Origin of the sequence: Burkholderia sp. LAS2 (assembly GCF_018417615.1) — a bacterium.
Taxonomy (GTDB): domain Bacteria; phylum Pseudomonadota; class Gammaproteobacteria; order Burkholderiales; family Burkholderiaceae; genus Burkholderia; species Burkholderia sola.
Genome location: NZ_CP071052.1, coordinates 3,664,185 through 3,682,891 on the forward strand (window position 1 = coordinate 3,664,185; position 18,707 = coordinate 3,682,891).

16 protein-coding genes are annotated in these 18,707 nt (G+C 69.0%); 6 read left to right on the forward strand and 10 right to left on the reverse strand.

Annotated features, from left to right (window positions below; all coding sequences use genetic code 11):
* The first annotated feature begins 169 nt into the window (after positions 1-169).
* From JYG37_RS16925 to JYG37_RS16935, 3 genes are all read left to right on the forward strand, one after another.
* Positions 170-694, forward strand: coding sequence for a metal-dependent hydrolase (locus JYG37_RS16925; RefSeq protein WP_089489288.1), 525 nt, complete (start codon positions 170-172; stop codon positions 692-694).
* A 278-nt stretch (positions 695-972) separates the two neighbouring features.
* Positions 973-5,481, forward strand: a complete 4,509-nt coding sequence (locus JYG37_RS16930; RefSeq protein WP_124630315.1) for an Lhr family helicase — start codon at positions 973-975, stop codon at positions 5,479-5,481.
* 139 nt (positions 5,482-5,620) lie between these two features.
* Positions 5,621-6,895 (forward strand): APC family permease, encoded by a 1,275-nt coding sequence (locus JYG37_RS16935; RefSeq protein WP_050010842.1) that lies wholly within the window; start codon positions 5,621-5,623, stop codon positions 6,893-6,895.
* Between the two features lie 96 nt (positions 6,896-6,991).
* Here JYG37_RS16935 and JYG37_RS16940 read toward each other — a convergent pair whose 3' ends face one another.
* The 4 genes from JYG37_RS16940 to JYG37_RS16955 form a co-directional block, all read right to left on the reverse strand.
* Positions 6,992-7,288, reverse strand: a complete 297-nt coding sequence (locus JYG37_RS16940) for an XRE family transcriptional regulator (protein ID WP_012338300.1) — start codon at positions 7,286-7,288, stop codon at positions 6,992-6,994.
* Between the two features lie 73 nt (positions 7,289-7,361).
* Entirely contained in the window at positions 7,362-7,721 is a 360-nt protein-coding gene (locus tag JYG37_RS16945) for a type II toxin-antitoxin system RelE/ParE family toxin (protein ID WP_050010840.1), read from the reverse strand.
* Between the two features lie 128 nt (positions 7,722-7,849).
* Positions 7,850-8,836, reverse strand: a complete 987-nt coding sequence (pcaQ, locus tag JYG37_RS16950; RefSeq protein ID WP_050010839.1) for a pca operon transcription factor PcaQ — start codon at positions 8,834-8,836, stop codon at positions 7,850-7,852.
* A gap of 77 nt (positions 8,837-8,913) precedes the next feature.
* On the reverse strand, positions 8,914-9,651 hold the full coding sequence (locus tag JYG37_RS16955; protein WP_050010837.1) for a helix-turn-helix domain-containing protein: 738 nt from the start codon (positions 9,649-9,651) through the stop codon (positions 8,914-8,916).
* 120 nt (positions 9,652-9,771) lie between these two features.
* Between JYG37_RS16955 and JYG37_RS16960 the strand changes: the two genes are divergently transcribed.
* The 3 genes from JYG37_RS16960 to pcaG all read left to right on the forward strand — a co-directional run bounded on the left by JYG37_RS16960 (position 9,772) and on the right by pcaG (position 11,918).
* Positions 9,772-10,338 carry a YiiX/YebB-like N1pC/P60 family cysteine hydrolase gene (locus tag JYG37_RS16960; protein WP_050010835.1) on the forward strand — a complete coding sequence of 189 codons (567 nt, stop codon included), beginning with the start codon at positions 9,772-9,774 and terminating at the stop codon, positions 10,336-10,338.
* 275 nt (positions 10,339-10,613) lie between these two features.
* Entirely contained in the window at positions 10,614-11,321 is a 708-nt protein-coding gene (gene pcaH, locus JYG37_RS16965; protein ID WP_006489685.1) for a protocatechuate 3,4-dioxygenase subunit beta, read from the forward strand.
* A gap of 3 nt (positions 11,322-11,324) precedes the next feature.
* Positions 11,325-11,918, forward strand: coding sequence for a protocatechuate 3,4-dioxygenase subunit alpha (pcaG, locus tag JYG37_RS16970; protein ID WP_050010832.1), 594 nt, complete (start codon positions 11,325-11,327; stop codon positions 11,916-11,918).
* A 428-nt stretch (positions 11,919-12,346) separates the two neighbouring features.
* Here pcaG and JYG37_RS16975 read toward each other — a convergent pair whose 3' ends face one another.
* The 6 genes from JYG37_RS16975 to gsiB form a co-directional block, all read right to left on the reverse strand.
* Entirely contained in the window at positions 12,347-13,126 is a 780-nt protein-coding gene (locus JYG37_RS16975) for an AraC family transcriptional regulator (RefSeq protein WP_050010830.1), read from the reverse strand.
* Between the two features lie 222 nt (positions 13,127-13,348).
* Complete coding sequence (locus JYG37_RS16980) at positions 13,349-14,176, reverse strand: M55 family metallopeptidase (protein WP_213345633.1); 828 nt, start codon at positions 14,174-14,176, stop codon at positions 13,349-13,351.
* Positions 14,173-15,255, reverse strand: a complete 1,083-nt coding sequence (locus JYG37_RS16985; protein WP_209925388.1) for a DmpA family aminopeptidase — start codon at positions 15,253-15,255, stop codon at positions 14,173-14,175. Before JYG37_RS16985 ends, JYG37_RS16980 begins: the two co-directional genes overlap by 4 nt.
* The gene (gsiD, locus tag JYG37_RS16990) at positions 15,255-16,148 is read right to left on the reverse strand and encodes a glutathione ABC transporter permease GsiD (protein WP_050010827.1); all 894 of its coding nucleotides are present in this window, start codon (positions 16,146-16,148) and stop codon (positions 15,255-15,257) included. Before gsiD ends, JYG37_RS16985 begins: the two co-directional genes overlap by 1 nt.
* Positions 16,149-16,155: 7 nt before the next feature.
* The gene (gene gsiC, locus JYG37_RS16995; protein ID WP_050010825.1) at positions 16,156-17,076 is read right to left on the reverse strand and encodes a glutathione ABC transporter permease GsiC; all 921 of its coding nucleotides are present in this window, start codon (positions 17,074-17,076) and stop codon (positions 16,156-16,158) included.
* A gap of 67 nt (positions 17,077-17,143) precedes the next feature.
* Positions 17,144-18,706 carry a glutathione ABC transporter substrate-binding protein GsiB gene (gene gsiB, locus JYG37_RS17000; RefSeq protein ID WP_089489285.1) on the reverse strand — a complete coding sequence of 521 codons (1,563 nt, stop codon included), beginning with the start codon at positions 18,704-18,706 and terminating at the stop codon, positions 17,144-17,146.
* Position 18,707: the final 1 nt, after the last annotated feature.

Sequence of the window (18,707 nt, forward strand, 5' to 3'; positions counted from 1 at the left end):
GCACAAAACCGAAAGTTGCGAATCGCGCGGCATGCCGTGCATTGCGCGTAAAAAAATCTGCAAACGCGCCGCGCGCGGCTCAGGCCGATCTGCGAAGATAGCGCCCCGCTTGCGCGCCGCATCATCGTTTCGTGCACGCGCCGCTTCACGTTTCCTCGTCTCGCTCGCTATGGCATCACACAATGCGCATCACGCGTCCGGCTTCGCGGCCGGCGTCGCCGCCGCCGTCCTCGTCGCGCAAACCGGCGCAACCGGCCCGTGGCATTCGGGCATGCTCGCCGCGTTCGCGGCGGGCGTCGCGGGCGGCACCGCGCCCGACTGGCTCGAAGTCGCCTGGTGGAGCCGCAAACGCCGCCTGTGGATCACGCATCGCACCCTCACGCACTGGGGTATCGGCTGGGTCGCGCTGCTCGCGCTCGGCTGGCACGGGCTCACCCATCATCCGCATCCGCTGTGGGCCGCGCCGCTGTTCGGCTTCGCCTGCGGCGGCGTGATGCACCTGCTCGCCGACTGGCCCAATCCGCTCGGCGTACCGTGGATCTGGCGGCGCCATTCGCTGAACCTGTGGAACAGCGGGCATTGCGACCTGATCGTCGTGGCCGCCGCGTGGGGCGGCACGCTGTGGCTCGCGCAGTCGCTGTGGTCGCGTGCGCCGTTGGTGGAACACTGGCTCGGCTGGCTGCATCGCGTCTAGGAGCGGTTCGCGCTCATCACGCACGTTCCGCTTTTCGGAAAAATTCAGGCTTGGGGCTCGGCCCAGTTGCAATTCGACACAATTCAGCGCGCGCTCGGCGTGCCGGCGGGCACGCAACTTTCCGTCCATTGAAAGCATGGCGCCGGCCCCCATCTGCATGGGAATCGTCGGCACGCATGCTCGGCACGCGCGCGCGGCGTCTGGCACACTGACAATTCGATTCGCGTGCGATCCGTCCGCACGCTCGCCCCCCGCTCGCACCCTATTTCAACGCTCCGATGGACGTCACAGCTACCCGCCCTGCCGCCCGCGCGCTCGACGTGTTCCACCCGGCCGTCGCCGCGTGGTTCCGCCGCACGTTCGCCGCGCCGACCGGTGCGCAGGCGCTCGCGTGGCCGCACATCAAGGCCGGCCGCTCGACGCTCGTCGCCGCGCCGACCGGCTCCGGCAAGACGCTCACCGCGTTCCTGTGCGCGCTCGACGATCTGGTGCGCGATGCGCTCGCGCATGACGGCACGCTGCCCGACGCGACGCTGGTCGTCTACGTATCGCCGCTGAAGGCGCTGTCGAACGACATCCACGTGAACCTCGACGCGCCGCTCGCCAGCATCGCGGAATCGCTCGCGCAACTCGGCCTGCCGGTGCCCGCGATCCGCACCGCGGTGCGCACCGGCGACACGACGCAGGCCGAACGCGCCGCGCTGCGCAAGCGCGCGCCGCACATCCTCGTCACCACACCCGAATCGCTGTACGTGCTGCTGTCGTCCACGTCGGGGCGGCAAATGCTGTCGAACGTGCGCTCGGTCATCGTCGACGAAATCCATGCGCTTGCGTCGTCCAAGCGCGGCAGCCATCTCGCGCTGTCGCTCGAACGCCTCGACGCGCTGGTCGGCCGCGCGCTGCCGCGCATCGGGCTGTCGGCCACGCAAAAGCCGATCGACGCGGTCGCGCGCTTCCTGGTCGGCGGGCCGGCCGACGCGCCGCGCGACTGCGCGATCGTCGACACGGGCCACACACGCGAGCGCGATCTCGCGCTCGAACTGCCGAACGTGCCGCTCGAACCGGTGATGGCGACCGACGTGTGGGAACAGGTGTACGACCGCATCGCGGGGCTCGCGGCCGCGCACCGCACGACGCTGGTGTTCGTCAACACGCGCCGCACCGCCGAGCGCATGGCGCGCCATCTCGCCGACCGGCTCGGCAAGGACGCGATCGCCGCGCATCACGGCAGTCTCGCGAAGGAGCACCGCTTCGACGCCGAGCAGCGCCTGAAGCGCGGCGAACTGAAACTGCTCGTCGCGACCGCGTCGCTCGAACTGGGCATCGACATCGGCGACGTCGATCTCGTCTGCCAGGTCGGCTCGCCGCGCGGCATCGCGCCGTTCCTGCAACGCGTCGGCCGCTCGGGGCACCACGTCGGCGGCGTGCCGAAGGGGCGGCTCTTTCCGCTGTCGCGCGACGAGCTGGTCGAATGCGCGGCGCTGCTCGACTGCGTGCAGCGCGGCGAACTCGACGCGCTGCGGATTCCCGAAGCGCCGCTCGACGTGCTCGCGCAGCAGATCGTCGCCGAAGTCGCGTGCACGGAATGGCAGGAAGACGCGCTGTATGCGAGCTTCACGCGCGCCGCGCCGTACGCGCGGCTGACGCGCGAGCGCTTCGACGAAGTGATGAAGATGCTCGCCGAAGGGTTCACGAGCCGGCGCGGCGTGCGCGGCGCATACCTGCATCGCGACGTGGTGGGCGGCACCGTGCGCGGCCGCCGCAACGCGATGATGACCGCGACCACTTCCGGCGGCACGATCCCCGACATGGCCGACTACGCGGTGCTGCTCGAACCGCAGGGCATCCAGGTGGGCACGGTCAACGAGGATTTCGCGATCGAGAGCCTGGCCGGCGACGTGTTCCAGTTGGGCAACCAGTCGTACCGGATCATTCGTGTGGAGACGGGCCGCGTGCGTGTCGAGGATGCGCAGGGTCAATCGCCGAGCATTCCGTTCTGGCTCGGCGAGGGGCTCGGGCGCAGCGACGAGCTGTCGGCGGCGGTCGGCCGGCTGCGCGCGCGGCTCGACGGACTGTTCGCCGATGGCGACCGGCAGGCGCGGACCGACGCGGCGAAGCACGCGAACGTCACCGAGGCAGGCAAGACGACTACCCGCGGCAAACGCCGAAAAGCGGCCGCCGAGACTGACGCGCAGCCCGCCTCGCCCGACAACGCGCCCGGCGGCACCGCGCTCGCCCCCACCGAAAGCCGCCTCGCCCCCGCGTTGCGCTGGCTCGTCGACGATCTGCACCTGTCGCCCGACGCCGCGCGCCAGATCGCCGACTACCTCGCGCGCACCCGCGCCGCGCTCGGCGCGTTGCCGACGCAGGACACGCTCGTGATGGAGCGTTTCTTCGACGAATCGGGCGGCACGCAGCTCGTGATCCATTCGCCGTTCGGCAGCCGGATCAACCGCGCCTGGGGGCTCGCGCTGCGCAAGCGCTTCTGCCGCAACTTCAACTTCGAACTGCAGGCCGCCGCGACCGACGACGCGATCATCCTGTCGCTGTCGCTCGCGCACAGCTTCGCGCTCGACGAAGTGTGGCGCTACCTGCGTTCGGCCAGCGCCGAGCACGTGCTGACCCAGGCGCTGCTCGACGCGCCGATGTTCGGCGTGCGCTGGCGCTGGAACGCGACCACCGCGCTCGCGCTGCCGCGTTTCACCGGCGGCCGGCGCACCGCGCCGCAACTGCAGCGGATGAAGAGCGACGATCTGCTCGCGACGGTGTTCCCCGATCAGGTCGCGTGCCTCGAGAACATCGTCGGCGAACGCGAGATTCCGCATCATCCGCTCGTCGACCAGACGCTCGACGACTGCCTGCACGACGCGATGGACACCGACGGCTGGCTCGCGCTGCTGCGCCGGATCGAAAGCGGCGCGATCGAGCTCGTCGCGCGCGACTTGCCCGCGCCGTCTCCGCTCGCGGCCGAGATCCTGAACGCGAAGCCCTACGCATTCCTCGACGATGCGCCGCTCGAGGAACGCCGCACGCAGGCCGTGCAGTCGCGCCGCTGGAGCGATCCCGAATCGGCCGACGATCTCGGTGCGCTCGACGCCGACGCAATCGACGCGGTGCGTGACGAAGCGTGGCCGCTCGTGCGCGACGCCGACGAAATGCATGATGCGCTGCTCACGCTCGCGTGCGTCGCCGACAGCGAGGCGCACGCGCACGCAGGCTGGCCCGAGCGATTGGCGGAACTCGCGGAACGCCGCCGCGCGACGAAACTCGCCACGCCGTGCGGCGCCGCGCTGTGGGTGCCGGTCGAGCGGCTCGTCTGCCTGCGCGCGCTGCATGCGGACGCCCGTGCGACACCAGCGCTCAAGGTGCCGGCCGCATGCGTGCAGCCGTGGGAAGCCGATGCGGCGCTCGTCGACGTGATCCGCGCGCGGCTCACCGGCTTCGGGCCGTTGACGCTCGATGCGATCGCCGCGCCGCTCGGGCTGCCGCCCGCGTCGGTGGCGACGGCGCTCGCGGCGCTGGAGCGCGAAGGCTACGTGATGCGCGGCCGCTTCACGCCGGGCGCGACGATCGACGAATGGTGCGAACGCCATCTGCTCGCGCGCATTCATCGCTATACGGTGAAGCGGCTGCGTCGTGAGATCGAGCCGGTCGAACGCGCCGATTTCATGCGCTTCCTGTTCCACTGGCAGCACCTGACGCCCGACACGCGCGGCACCGGCCGCGACGCGCTGGCAGCCGTTGTCGAACAGCTCGAAGGCTACGAGGCCGCGGCAAGCGCGTGGGAAGACGCGCTGCTGCCCGCGCGGCTCACCGACTACACGGCGGGCGGCCTCGACGAGTTGTGCCGCTCGGGCAAGCTCGTGTGGACCCGCATCGGCGCGCCGGCGCGCGCGGCCGGCACGCCCGTGAAGACGACGCCAATCGTGCTGCTGCCACGCCGTCATCTTTCCGCGTGGCAGGCGCTGCGGGACCCCGATGCGCAACCGGCGCTGTCCGCACGCGCCACGCAAGTGCGCGACGCACTCGCCGCGCACGGCGCGATGTTCTTCGATGCGCTGCTTGACGACCTGCACATGCTGCCCGTCGAACTCGAACAGGCGCTCGGCGAACTCGTGTCGGCCGGCCTCGTGAATGCGGACAGCTACGCGGGCCTGCGCGCGCTGCTGAAGCCGGCCGTCAAGCGCAGCGCGACGTATGCGCCACGCACGCGCCGCGGCGGCGCGCTGATCGGCGGGATGGACGACGCCGGCCGCTGGGCGCTCGTACAGCGTCAGGCACCGCCGGATGACGACACGCCTGCACCGAAACGCAACCTCGCCACGACCGATCCCGACGCGCTCGAACATATCGTGTGGACGCTGCTGCGCCGCTACGGCGTCGTGTTCTGGCGGCTGCTCGAACGCGAAGCCGACTGGCTGCCCAGCTGGCGCGAACTCGTGCGCGTGCTGCAGCGCCTCGAAGCACGCGGCGAGATTCGCGGCGGTCGCTTCGTCGCCGGGCTCGCGGGCGAGCAGTTCGCGCTGCCCGAGGCCATCCCGATCCTGCGCGAACTCCGACGGCAACCGGGCGACGGACAATACCTATGCGTGACGGGCGCCGATCCGCTGAATCTCGCCGGCACGCTGTTGCCCGGCGACAAGGTGCCGGCGCTGGCCGGCAATCGCGTGCTGTTCCGCGACGGCGTGCCCGTCGCCTCGCTGGTATCGGGCACGTTCCATTACGCGCCCGACCTGTCGCCTGCCGCGCGCGAGGACGCGCGCCTGCGGCTCGCGCGTTCCTGCTGACATCGGCTGACACGGTCGCGGCACGAGACTACTCATCGCCGGGCCGCGCGAGCGCCATCGTTCGGGTAGCATCGGTGATCGACCGCGCGGGCTTTCGCGCGTCGTCCACACAAAACAAGACTCCCGGAGACTGCCGCTCATGCCTTCGCATGCCGATTCGCCCGCTGCTCATCACGCGGGTTCGCTGACCATTTTCCAGGGCGCCGCGCTTTATATCGGCGCGGTGCTCGGCACCGGCGTGATCGCGCTGCCCGCGCTCGCCGCCGAAGTCGCGGGGCCGGCCTCGCTGCTCGCATGGGCGGCGCTCGTCGTGCTGTCCGGGCCGCTCGCGGCCACCTTCGCCGCACTCGGCGCCCGCTATCCCGATGCGGGCGGTGTGTCGACCTACGCGCGGCGTGCATTCGGCCCGAAGGCTGCCGCCATCGTCGGCTGGTGCTTCTATTTCGCGGTGCCTGCCGGCGCACCGGCGGCCGCGATGTTCGGCGGTGCATACGTCGCGGCCGTTACGGGCGGCGGACACACGACGGTCATCGTCACCGCCGCCGCGCTGATCGCGACCGTGTCGGCCGCAAATGCATTCGGCGTCACCGTGTCGGGCCGCATGCAACTGGTGTTGTCGGCGCTGCTCGTCACGCTGCTGCTCGCCGCGGTGCTTGCGTCCGCGCCGCATGCGCGCACCGCGAACCTGCATCCATTCGCCCCGCATGGCTGGCTCGCCGTCGGCCAGGCCGCCGCGCTGCTCGTGTGGAGCTTCGCCGGCTGGGAAGCGATCACCCATCTCGCCGCCGAATTCCGCCGGCCCGCGCACGACATGCCGCGTTCGGCCGGCATCGCGGTCGTGGTCGTCGGGTTCCTGTATCTGTCGGTCGCCGCCGCGAGCGTGACGGTGCTCGGGCCTTCCGCAGGCGCATCGGGCGCGCCGCTCGCCGAACTGATCGCGGGCGGCATCGGCGGCCATGCGCAAGTGCTGGCGGCGGCCGCCGCGCTGCTGCTCACGCTCGGCACGATGAACGCGTATTTCGCGGGCGCGGCCAAGCTCGGCGCGGCGCTCGGACGCGACGGCGCGTTGCCTGCGTGGCTCGCGCAAGGCAGCCAGGTGGGCGGCGTGCCGCGCCGCAGCCTCGGCGTGATCGCCGTGCTCGCGGCCGTCGCACTGGCCGCCACGGCGCTGTCGGACGTCGGGCCGAAGCCGCTCGTGCTTGTGACGTCCGGATGTTTCGTGATGGTGTATGGGCTCGGCGCGGCGGCCGCGCTGAAACTGTTGCCGCGTGGCGGCATCGCGTATCGCTGCGCGTGGATTTCGCTGATTGCGGTGGCCGGACTGTTCATGACGACCGGCTGGTATTTCCTGTTCCCGCTACTGCTCGCGGGCGGCGCACTGCTTTATCTGCAGGTCGCCGGCCCGCGCAAATGACCCGGCATGCGCCCGCGGGCCGACGCCGGCCCGCTCGCCCCGCCCGGCGCGCGAACCATCACGTCGAGCCGCCCGTGCGCCGTTCGTTCGCGCCGGTCAGGCCGGCACCAGCTCGAAGCTGAGCCGTTTGCCGAGCGCGGCGGCCGCGCTCGCGAGCGTCGCCAGCGTGAGGCTCGTGTCGGTTTCGTCGAGCAGACGGTTGAGTGCGGCGCGGCTGGTTTTCATCCGCGCGGCCATCGCGGTTTTCGTGATGTGCTGCGCCTTCATTTCCTGCCCGATCTGCCACGCGATCACGCGCTTGATCGCGGTGGCGGTGGCCGCTTCGAGATTGCCGTCCGCTTCGAGAAAGGCATCGAAATCGCTGCCGATATGCGGATTGTTCGTGGTCGTCATGTCGTACTCCAGTGCATGGCGTTGCCGGCTGCCCGACCGTCGGAGACGGTGTATTCCGGCGCAACCGGGGAATTCAGATGGCGCGCATCAGCGTTTTCAGGCGCGCGACGGTGACGTCGAGATCGTCCGACGGTGTGGCCTGCGACTGCTTGAAGAAGCCGTGCAACAGCACCATCGTGTCGCCGACGACCGTGAACAGCACGCGTGCGCTGCGCCCCGGCACCGCCACGCGGATCTCCCACAGATCCTTCGCCATCTTGCGGACCAGCGGCATGCCGAGCGGCCAGCCGAGTTGAACGGTCTTGATCTCTTCGCCGATCGCCCTTCGATCCACTTGCCCGAGCGCGTTGAGCCATTCGCGCACCGGCTCGTTGCCGCGGGCCGAGCGAAAGAACCGCACGCCGAGCGTGGCCTGAATCTGCTGTCTCGTCATCGTCTTGCCGCCAATCGTATCAAAAACGGTACGATATGCCAAGCACCCCTATGACGGCTACTGGCCGAATGGCGGATCCCTGCAGCAAGAAAGGAGATCGGGCCCGGCGCGTCGCCCGGCCCGATGAATCAACGCTTGCCGCGACCGGGCTTGCGCGCCGCACGCGGCGCCCGGTGCGGGTGCGCATCGCCGAACCGCGATCGCGCGATGTCGCGCACCGCGTCGATCAGCGTCCGCGCGACCGGCGACGGTTGCGCATCGGTACGCAGCACGAGCCCGACCGGCTCGTCGGTGCCCGCCGACGGCAGCGGCAGGCGCGCCAGCGCGCCAGCCGACAGATCGTATTCGGCCGCATAGAGCGGCACGAACCAGACCGCGTCATTCTCGAGCGCCAAGGCGCGCGCGACCGATACCGACAGCACCTCGATGAACGAATCCAGCGGCGGCGCGCCGCATGCGCCGAGCAGTTGCTCGGCCGACTGGCGGATCAGCGTGCCGAACGGCGGCAGCACGACCGGATAGCGCGCCAGCTCGGCGGCCGGCGCCGCGCTCGCGAGCAGCGGGTGCCCGGCGCGCACGACCGCGACGAGCGGCTCGTTGTACAACTGCTCGAACGCGAGCCCGATCATCCGCTCGGGCTCCGACAGCCGACCGATCGCGCACTCGATCGCGCCGGATTTCAGACGCTCGAGCAACTCGGCGTTCGCGGCCGTCGCGATCCGTACGACGATGCGCGGCCAGCGTGCGGTCAGTGCCTTCATCAAGGCCGGCGCGAGCGAGGCCGCGACGGTCGGCAGCATGCCGATTTCCAGCGTCGCGGCGGCGGCCCCGCCCTCGCGCGCCAGCAGCCCGACGCCCTGCCGCAGCGCCAGCACGCACGCGTTCGCGTGCGGCATGAACAGCTGCGCTTCGCGGGTCGGCTGCGCGCCGTGCCGGCCGCGCTCGAACAGCTTCACGCCGAGGATCGCCTCCAGTTCGGCGATCGTCTTCGACACGGCCGGTTGCGTGATCGACAGGCTTTCGGCCGCCTTCTGCACGCCGCCCAGCTGCGCGACCGCGAGAAAACACTGCAGGTGCCGGAATTTGACACGGCCGTCGGCGATACGGTTATTCATAACGGGTGGTTATGCGAATGATGATGAATCGCCATTTTGCATAACTTTCCGGAAAGGCCCAAGCATTCGGCGCGGCATCACGCATGGCGCCGCAGCGCGTGGAATCCCGTCGGCTCCCAGATCCGTTTCGCGATCAGCAGGGCCGTACCGTGCTTCTGCCCCAGCGGCGCGGACGACGACTCCGCATGCAGCGCCGCCGCCTTGCTGGCGAGCCGCCGCAGTTCCTGTTCGAGCTCCGCGGCGGCCGCATCGGTCAGCATCCCCTGCAGGAACGTCATCGTCTCGCCCGGGCCGTCGAAGCGGCTGCCGAGAAAGTCGTCGAGCACGTGCGCATGGAAGTAGCGGCGAATCGGCCCGCCCGGCAGCCAGTCGAAATCGCGCGCGACGCGCACGCGAATCCGGTCGCCGGGCAGCAGCGCGATCACGTTCATCCGGTCGAGCATCAGCAGATATTTCACGCACTCGGCCTGCGTGAGCCGATAGGCCGACACGATGTCCTGCACGGTCCAGTAGTTGATCGCGCAGACGGCGACCAGCAGCAGTTTCTCGTCCGACACCAGCAACGCCTCCTGCTGCTCGGTCAGCACGCGCAAGCGCGGCGCGGACGCCGACGCTTCCTGCACGAGCTCGGCGAGCGTATAGCCGAGCAGCTGGGCGATCTCCGCGACACGCTCCAGCGTGAAGCGGCCGCTCGCGAACAGCCGCTTCACGCTCGTCTCGGACACGTCCAGCGCACGCGCGACGTCCCGGTAAGTCATTCCCTGCGCCTTCAGCTGGCGCTTCAGCGTTTCGATGAGTTGGGCGGTCTCGGTCATGGCGGTATCGAAAAATGATGCTCGAGGTCGGATATTAGGCTACTTGCGCATCCACATCAGCACTTTTGGTTACTTGTCTGCATAATCCGCTCCGTCCTGTCACGCAACGACGGAGCCGAAATGACGACCCGAATCGACACTGCCCTCTGCGAACCGCACCACGCCGCCCCGCGCGATGCACGCGACACCGATCGCACGATGCCGCTCGCGACCGTGCGCACGCTGGCCGCCGGCGCACATGTCGGCGATCTGGTGTTCATCCGCGTACCGGCCGGTGCATCGGATGCCGCGGCTGGCGCGGTCGACACCTGGGCCAATCGCTTCGGCATCGTCGTCGATACGTCGGGCGACGAACCGCTGATCGCCGAGTCCACCGCGTTTGCGTGGACGAAGCTCACGCCGCTGTCGCGCTTCGTCGCCCGTACCGACGGCGGACGCATCGCACTGGCGCGCCGCGTCGCGGCAGCGTCGGCCGACGCGCAGCGTCACGTCCATGCGCTGGCCGAACAGCGAATCGATGCGCTGCTCGGCAGTCGCTTGAACCTGCGGGCGCGGCGCAGCTTCTGCGCGCAGTACGTGACCGACGTGCTCGGCGCCGGCCACGCGTCGACACCGTCGGCCCTGCTGCGCAGCGGCACGCTGGTGCTCGAATTCGACGGGATCGTCTTCGATCCCCGCCATCCATGACGACGGGCACGTTCGGGGAGACCGGATAACAACGAGAACGAAAGACAAAAAACAGCGACGGGCTGGCTGGAGGGCCGTGCACGGGGTCGTCACCGACGACGCGAAGCCCGATCGCTTTTTCCGCCGGACAGGTTGCCTGTCCGGCGGAATTTTCATTGTCAGGACGAACATAACGAACGGTTATGCGATTCGCGAAAAAAGGTCATTTTGCATAACTTTCCGGATTGGCTAAAGTCGTGCCATCCACTTCGCGAAAAACTGACAGGAGACGCCCGATGGATTCCCCCACGATCCTCACGCCGCGCGACTGGCCGTCGCATCCGGCCTATGTTCACCCCGAGTACCGTTCGTCCGTCAAGCGCGGCCCGACCCGCCCGCTGATCCCGCTGAAGGAGAAGCTGCGCGACCAGTACGCGCCCGTCTACGGCGCGGAAGATCTCGGCGCGCTCGACCATGACCTGACGAAGAACGCCGTGAAGAACGGCGAGCCGCTCGGCGAGCGGATGGTCGTCACCGGCCGCGTGCTCGACGAAGGCGGCAAGCCCGTGCGCAACACGCTCGTCGAGGTGTGGCAGGCCAACGCGGCCGGCCGCTACGTGCACAAGGTCGACCAGCACGACGCACCGCTCGACCCGAACTTCCTCGGTGCCGGCCGCTGCCTGACCGACGACGAAGGCCGCTACCGCTTCCTGACGATCAAGCCCGGCGCGTATCCGTGGGGCAACCATCCGAACGCGTGGCGTCCGAATCACATCCACTTCTCGCTGTTCGGCGATTACTTCGGCTCGCGTCTCGTCACGCAGATGTACTTCCCCGGCGATCCGCTGCTCGCGTACGACCCGATCTTCCAGGGCACGCCCGAGGCCGCGCGCGATCGCCTGATCTCGCGCTTCTCGATGGACATCACCGAAGAAGGCTATGCGCTCGGCTACGAATTCGACATCGTGCTGCGCGGCCGCGACGCCACCCCGATGGAGCGCTGAACCATGACGACGCTGAAGCAAACCCCTTCGCAGACGGTCGGCCCGTACTTCGCGTACGGCCTGTGCCCGCAGCAATACGACTACGACCTGAAAAGCCTGTTCACGCCGACGATTGCCGCCGCGCACGCCGAAGGCGAGCATGTGCTGCTGGTCGGGCAGGTGTTCGACGGCGACGGCAACGTCGTCGGCGACGCGGTGCTGGAATTCACGCAGGTGGACGGCGCGGGCCGCTATCCCGCGTCGCGCGACGACATCGCGAAATCCGGCTTCACGGGTTTCGCGCGCGTCGGCACGGGCACCGATCCGCAGCAGCGCTTCGTCGTCGAGACGGTGAAGCCGGGCCGCGTCGCCGCCGACGACGCGCCGCACATCAACGTGACCGTGATGATGCGCGGGATCCTCACCCATGCGTTCACGCGTGTGTACTTCGACGACGAGGCCGCCGCGAACGCGACCGACCCCGTGCTGAATGCGGTGCCCGCCGAGCGCCGCGCGACGCTCGTCGCGAAACGCGACGCGCAGCCGGGCCGGCCGGTCGTCTATCGCTTCGACATCCGCATGCAGGGGCCGGACGAAACCGTGTTCTTCGACGTTTGACGCGTGCGCCGGCGCACGTCGGCTTCGCCTGCAACCGCACCGCCGCGTGGCGCGATACCGATGGGCATCGCGCCACGCGGCGTTTGGGGGACTCCGTCGCCCGCATTCGATGGTGCGGCGCATCGTGACCGGGGGAGCCGCGGATGCCCGTCCTCATCGGTTTTCCGCTCCGATATCGCATGCGCAATCGGAACGCATGCTGCGACAGCACATGAATCGTGGGATCGACACGATATCGTTTGCGCGTTATGCAGCGTATGCTTCGTTATCCGCAACGAGCTGGCAGGATTGAATCGGACGAAGCAACAATGATATGGACGATGCGCGACGCTGCCCGACAGGCCGGTCGCGCATTTTTTCACACGGAGTGCCTTTGAACGCGTCTGGCCGAAGTTGGCGGACGCGTATTTTTTGGCGGCAGGCACCGCCTAGCGGCGACTCTCCAGATACCGGCTCGGCGTGTCGCCCAGAATGCGGCGAAACGCCGACGTGAACGCACTCGCGCTCGCATAGCCGAGATCGAGCGCGACGCGCGTCACCGGCTGCCCGTCGGTCAGGCGGGCAATCGCCGCGAGCATGCACACCTGCTGGCGCCACGCGGCAAAACTCACGCCCGTCTGCGCGCGGAACTGCCGCGTGAACGTGCGCCGGCTCACGCCCGCGTCGGCCGCGACCCGGTCGAGATCGGCCGCGATCGACGGCGCCGCGAACAGGTGCCGGCACACCTTCGCCAGCCGCGCGTCGGCCGGCAGCGGCGCATGCAGCGACAGGCGCGGCATCGTCGCGATTTCGGCGACCAGCAGATCCATCAGCTTGCCCGCGCGGCCGTCGACGTCGTACATCGCCGGCAGGTCGACCGCATCGTCGAGCAGTTGCCGCAGCAGCGGCGACACGCCATACACGCCGCACTGCGCGGGCAGCCCGGCCGCCTGCGCGGCGTCCGCGGCCACGAACGCGTTGAGCATCGTGACCGGCCCGGTCATCGTCATTTCGTGCCGCACGCCGGCCGGCACCCAGCACGCGCGCTGCGGCGGCACCAGCCAGCGGCCGTGCGGCGTCGACACGCTGATCGTGCCGCGCGACGCGAACGCGAATTGTCCGCGCACGTGCGCGTGATCCGGAAACGTCGTGCCCCCCGCATAGTCGTTGGCGGTCACGACCACGCTCCGGGGAATGTGTTCGTAGGGATCTAGCTGCGTATTTCTCACGGCCCGAATTCCATCATCAATGACCCGATATCGAAGGCGGTCGCCTTCGAACGATCCACGACTCGCTCCACCGTTGCGCGACCTCGCGGCCAACACCCATCCGATGAACGAGACGCCGTTCTCGCCGGTTGCGGCAATGGAAGCATTCCTGCTCGCCGCGACGGTTGGCACCGTCGCGACCGGCTGACCGGCCGCGCACCGGCGGCGGCGTCGCGGCACGCATCACCGGAGCATGAACGACATTGCCGACAGGCTGTTCAGCGTGCGCACCACGTGCTCGACCGACGGCCCGTCGAAGCGCAGCGTCACCGCATCGACGCGCTCGAGCGACGGCAGCACGCAGAACAGGTCGGCGAGCGCGACCGTCTGCACGCGCAGCGTGCAAGCGGCCGGCGCGGGCAGATGCGCGCCTGCGCGCACGCCGGACGACAGCGCATGCGCGACCGTTTCCCGCGCGGCGGTCGCGATCCGCGCGCACGACGCCGACGGCGTCAGCGTCTCGCCGCTCGATGCGCCGCCGGCCGTCTTGACCGTCTCGAAACGCGCGTCCGGAAACAGCGGCTGCGTTTCCTCGGCGAATACGTCGTCGCCGGTCGCGAGCGCGACATGCGCGCCGTATTCGCGCGCCAGCGCGCCGTACAGCCCGGCTTCGCCGAGCTCGACGCCGTTCAGCCACACCTGCGTGAACGCAAAGCTGTTGATCGTGTGCGCGAGCACGCCGCGCGTCTGCGATTTCGCGTGATAGCCGATCATGAACACGAGATCGGGCTGCTGTTCGACGCCCGTCATCATCCCGAGCGTACGCGGCTTGCCGAGCACGACGCGCGCCCGCGCATCGAGCCCGTCGGGCAGCAGGTTGCGGAAGCCGCCATGCGAATCGTTGACCCAGACGGCCTGCGCGCCGCCCGCGAACGCGCCTTCGATCGCCGCGTTCGCCTCGGCGGTCATCCAGCGGCGCGCGCGCTCGTATTCCGGATTGCCGGCGCGCGTCTGCTCGGTCGCGAATACGCCGGCGACGCCCTCGATGTCGGTCGAGATCAGGATCTTCATGACAGGGTCGAACGTCCTTCGTTGTATTCGTTGAACCACCGGTCGAGATCGGGCACCGCGTCGCGCAGCGATGGCCGCACGTGGCCGTCGCGCCCGGCGACCGTTACCGCTTGCAGCAACGCGTCGGCGATCGCGTGCTCGACGCTTTCGGCCGCGGCCATGAACAGCGGATCGAGCGCCGCATCGGCCACGAGGGCCGGCAGCGCGATCGTCGATGCGTCAGGCGCGATCGTGTAGGCGGTCGAGAACGCGAGCGCGATGTCGCCGCTGCCATGCCCGTACACGGAACCGGTGCGGGCCAGCCCCGCCGCCGCGCGGCGCGCGAGCCGCGACAACTGCCGCGCGTCGAGCGGCGCGTCGGTCGCCAGCAACAGGATGATCGAGCCCTGCTCGGGCGGCGCCGCGTACGCGGCGTCGGCCGCGCGCCGTTGCGCGACGACGCGGCCGAGCGGTACGCCGCCGAGCGTCAGCATCGGCAGCCGGCCGAAATTCGCGAGCACGAGCGCGCCGACCGTATAGGGGCGGCCGGCCGCGACGGCGACGCGCGACGCGGAACCGATCCCGCCTTTCAAGTCGAAGCACGACATCCCGCGCCCGGCGCCCACCGCGCCGCGTGCGACGTCGCGCGACGCCGCGCGGCACGCGTCGTCGTAATGCGCGGCGGTGACCGCGAACGCCTGGATGTCGTTCAGGTACCCGTCGTTGCACTCGAACACGAGCGGATTGACGGTCGGCCAGTCGCGGCCGATCCGCGGATTCGCGGCGATCGCCGCGCGGATCTGCGCCTCTGCGACCGCGCCGACGCCGAACGTATTGGTCAGCGCGATCGGCGTATCGAGCGTGCCGAGTTCGTCGACCTGCACGAGCCCGACGCTCTTGCCGAAACCGTTGATCACGGCCGCCCCCGCCGGCACCTTGCTGCGGTACACGTCGCCCGGATGCGGCTTCACGACGGTCACGCCCGTCTGCACGCTGCCGGTGTCGAGCGTGCAATGACCGACCATCACGCCCGGCACGTCGGCGATCGTGCCGCGCGGCCCGGCCGGCAGCGTCGCGGTCCACATCGGCGCAGCCTGCATCAACGGCGCTCCAGCTTCGGGTCGAGCGCGTCGCGCAGCCCGTCGCCGAGCAGGTTGAACGCGAGCACGGTCAGGAAGATCGCGAGGCTCGGGAACACCGCGATGTGCGGCGCCGTCACCATGTCCGCGCGCGCCTCGTTGAGCATCGCGCCCCACTCCGGCGTCGGCGGCTGCGCGCCGAGCCCGAGGAACGACAAGCTCGCGGCGGTGATGATCGACGTGCCGATCCGCATCGTGAAGTAGACGACGACCGACGACACGGTGCCCGGCAGGATGTGCCGCATGATGATCGTCCAGTCGGACGCGCCGATGCTGCGCGCGGCCTCGACGTAGGTCATGTGCTTGAGCATCAGCGTGTTGCCGCGCACGAGCCGCGCGAACGCCGGGATGCTGAAGATCGCGACCGCGCAGATCACGTTGACCATCCCGTTGCCGAGGATCGCGACCACGCCGATCGCGAGCAGGATGCCCGGGAACGCGAACAGCACGTCGGCGACGCGCATCGTGATGCGGTCCCACCAGCCTTCGTAATAGCCGGCGAGCAGCCCGAAGAACGTGCCGATCACCGCGCCGAGCGCCACCGAGAAGAAGCCGGCCGCGAGTGAGATGCGCGTGCCCGCGACGATCCGGCTGAAGATGTCGCGGCCGAGCGAATCGACGCCGAACCAGTGCACGGCCGACGGCCCCGCGTTCAGCGCGTCGTAGTCGAAATAGTTTTCCGGATCGAACGGCACGATGTGCGGGCCGACGAACGCGAGCACGACGAGCGCCAGCACGAAGCCGCCCGCAATGAGCGCAATGGTCTGCTTGCGGAACTTGCGCCAGAATTCGCGCCACGGCGTGCGGATCGCGGTCGTTGCGGCCGGCGCCGCGGGCTGGACAGTCGCGTTCATGCGGGCCTCACTTGAACCGGATGGTCGGGTTGATGACCGCGTACAGCACGTCGACGGTCAGGTTGATCAGGATGAATTCCAGCGAGAACAGCAGCACGATCGCCTGGATCACCGGGTAGTCGCGCATCGTCACCGCGTCGACCAGCAGGCGCCCGAGCCCCGGCCAGTTGAACACGGCCTCGACGACGATCGAGCCGCCGAGCAGGAAGCCGAACTGCAGCCCCATCATCGTGACGACCGGGATCATCGCGTTGCGCAGGCAGTGCTTGAGCACGACCATCGGTTCATGCACGCCCTTCGCGCGCGCGGTGCGCACGAAATCCTCGTTCAGCACTTCGACGAACGACGCGCGCGTGAAGCGCGCCATCACCGCCGCGACCGCGGCGCCGAGCGTCAGCGACGGCAGCACGTAGCTCTTCCACGTGCCGTCCGGCACGACCGGCAGCCAGCCGAGCTTCACCGAGAAGATCTCCATCAGCAGCATGCCGAGCGCGAACGCAGGAAACGAGATGCCCGACACCGCGAGCGTCATGCCGAGCCGATCAGGCCAGCGATTGCGCCAGACCGCCGACGCAATGCCGATCGCCATCCCGAACGCCGTCGCCCAACCCATGCTGACGAGCGTCAACAGCAGCGTCGGCATGAAGCGCTCGCCGATCTCGGTCGATACCGGCCGCTTGCTGCGCGTCGACATCCCGAAATCGCCGTGCGCGATCTTCGCGAAGAAACGCGCGAACTGTGCGGGCAGCGGCCGGTCGAGCCCGAGATCGGCGCGCACGAGCGCGACGGTCGCCTCGTCGGCTTCGGGACCGGCCGCGAGCCGCGCCGGGTCGCCCGGCAGCAGATGCACGAACAGGAACACCAGCACCGCGACGATCGCGAGCGTGGGCAGCAGGCCGAACAGGCGTTTGACGAGGAAATTCAGCATGGGACACCGATCGAATCAGCGCACCGGCGGCCCGCGCCGCCGGCACTGCGTGGCGGGCAAGCCGCCGTCATTTCAGCGAGATCTCGTCGAAGTTGAACGAGCCGTCCGGCATCACGTACGCGCCCTGCAGCCGCTTGCTGCGCGCATACACGATCTTCTCCTGCACGAGGAAGATCCACGGCGCATCGGCCCAGATCTGCTTCTGCGCATCGGCGTACAGCTCGGCCTTCTTCGCGCGGTCGACCGTCTCCAGCGCCTTCGTCAGGTCGCCGTCCACCGTGTCGTTCTTGTAGTACGCGGTGTTGACCAGCTTCGGCGGCGCCGATGCGCCGGCCAGCAGCGGCGTGATCGCCCAGTTCGCTTCGCCGGTCGACGACGACCAGCCGATGTAGTACATCCGCACCGGCGCCTTCGCCGGATCCGGCGCGCTCTCGACCTTCGCGACGCGTTCGCCGGCCTCCAGCGCCTGCACCTGCACCTTCACGCCGACCTGCGCGAGCTGCTGCTGCACGAACTGGATTGCCTTCTGTGACGTCGAGTTGTTATACGCGGACCACAGCGTCGTCTCGAAACCGTTCGGATAGCCGGCTTCCTTCAGCAGCGCACGCGCCTTCGCCGGGTCGTACGGCCAGGGCCCGAGCTTCGTCGCGTAATCGACGCCCTGCGGCACCACGCCGGTCGACGGCGTCGCGAAGCCGGAGAACGCGACCTTCGCGAGCGCTTCCTTGTTCACCGCGTAGTTCAGCGCCTGGCGCACCTTCGGGTTGTCGAACGGCTTTTGCAGCATGTTCAGCGACACGTAGCGCTGCACGATCGACGGCCGCTCGACCACGTCGACCTTCGGGTTGCTCTTCAGGTCGGCCGCCTGTTCGAACGGAATGCGGAACGCGAAATCGGCTTCGCCCGTCTTCATCAGCGCCGCGCGCGTGTTGTTGTCGACCACCGGCTTCCAGTCGATCGCGTCGATCTTCGGATAGCCCTTCTTCCAGTAGCCGGCGAACTTCTTCACCTTCAGGTCGTCGGTCTGCTTCCATTCGACGAACTCGAACGGCCCGGTGCCGACCGGATGCAGCGCGATGTCGCGGCCCCACTTCTTCAGCGCGGCCGGCGAAATCATCACGGCCGACGGGTGCGCGAGCGTGTTGATGAACGCCGAGAACGGCTCGTGCAGCGTGACCTTCACGGTGGTCGGATCGACCACTTCGGTCTTCTCGATCACGCGGAACATGTTGTAGCGCTTCAGATGGTTCGCGGGATCGGTCACGCGGTCGAAGTTCGCCTTCACGGCCGCCGCGTTGAAATCGGTGCCGTCGTGGAACTTCACGCCCGAGCGCAGCTTGATCGTGTACGTCTTCGCGTCGGGGCTGGCTTCATAGCCGGTCGCGAGCACGTTGACGAGCTTCATGTCCTTGTCGAAGCCGAACAGCCCCTGGTAGAACGACTTGACGACCGCCTGCGACACCGTGTCGTTCGCGTCGTACGGGTCCATCGTCGTGAAGGTCGAATCCACCGCCATCACCGCGGTCTGCTGCGCGAACGCGGGCAGCGCGGCCGACAGCGCGAACGCGCCGGCGAGCGCGACGAAGCATGCGCGCGGACGAAACATCGGAAACGGATGCTGCTTGCTCATT

Coding starts and splice junctions, on each gene's coding strand:
- JYG37_RS16925 (WP_089489288.1), top strand. CDS start 170: ATGGCATCACACAATGCGCATCACGCGTCCGGCTTCGCGGCCGGCGTC.
- JYG37_RS16930 (WP_124630315.1), top strand. CDS start 973: ATGGACGTCACAGCTACCCGCCCTGCCGCCCGCGCGCTCGACGTGTTC.
- JYG37_RS16935 (WP_050010842.1), top strand. CDS start 5,621: ATGCCTTCGCATGCCGATTCGCCCGCTGCTCATCACGCGGGTTCGCTG.
- JYG37_RS16940 (WP_012338300.1), bottom strand. CDS start 7,288: ATGACGACCACGAACAATCCGCATATCGGCAGCGATTTCGATGCCTTT.
- JYG37_RS16945 (WP_050010840.1), bottom strand. CDS start 7,721: ATGACGAGACAGCAGATTCAGGCCACGCTCGGCGTGCGGTTCTTTCGC.
- pcaQ (WP_050010839.1), bottom strand. CDS start 8,836: ATGAATAACCGTATCGCCGACGGCCGTGTCAAATTCCGGCACCTGCAG.
- JYG37_RS16955 (WP_050010837.1), bottom strand. CDS start 9,651: ATGACCGAGACCGCCCAACTCATCGAAACGCTGAAGCGCCAGCTGAAG.
- JYG37_RS16960 (WP_050010835.1), top strand. CDS start 9,772: ATGACGACCCGAATCGACACTGCCCTCTGCGAACCGCACCACGCCGCC.
- pcaH (WP_006489685.1), top strand. CDS start 10,614: ATGGATTCCCCCACGATCCTCACGCCGCGCGACTGGCCGTCGCATCCG.
- pcaG (WP_050010832.1), top strand. CDS start 11,325: ATGACGACGCTGAAGCAAACCCCTTCGCAGACGGTCGGCCCGTACTTC.
- JYG37_RS16980 (WP_213345633.1), bottom strand. CDS start 14,176: ATGAAGATCCTGATCTCGACCGACATCGAGGGCGTCGCCGGCGTATTC.
- JYG37_RS16985 (WP_209925388.1), bottom strand. CDS start 15,255: ATGCAGGCTGCGCCGATGTGGACCGCGACGCTGCCGGCCGGGCCGCGC.
- gsiD (WP_050010827.1), bottom strand. CDS start 16,148: ATGAACGCGACTGTCCAGCCCGCGGCGCCGGCCGCAACGACCGCGATC.
- gsiC (WP_050010825.1), bottom strand. CDS start 17,076: ATGCTGAATTTCCTCGTCAAACGCCTGTTCGGCCTGCTGCCCACGCTC.
- gsiB (WP_089489285.1), bottom strand. CDS start 18,706: ATGAGCAAGCAGCATCCGTTTCCGATGTTTCGTCCGCGCGCATGCTTC.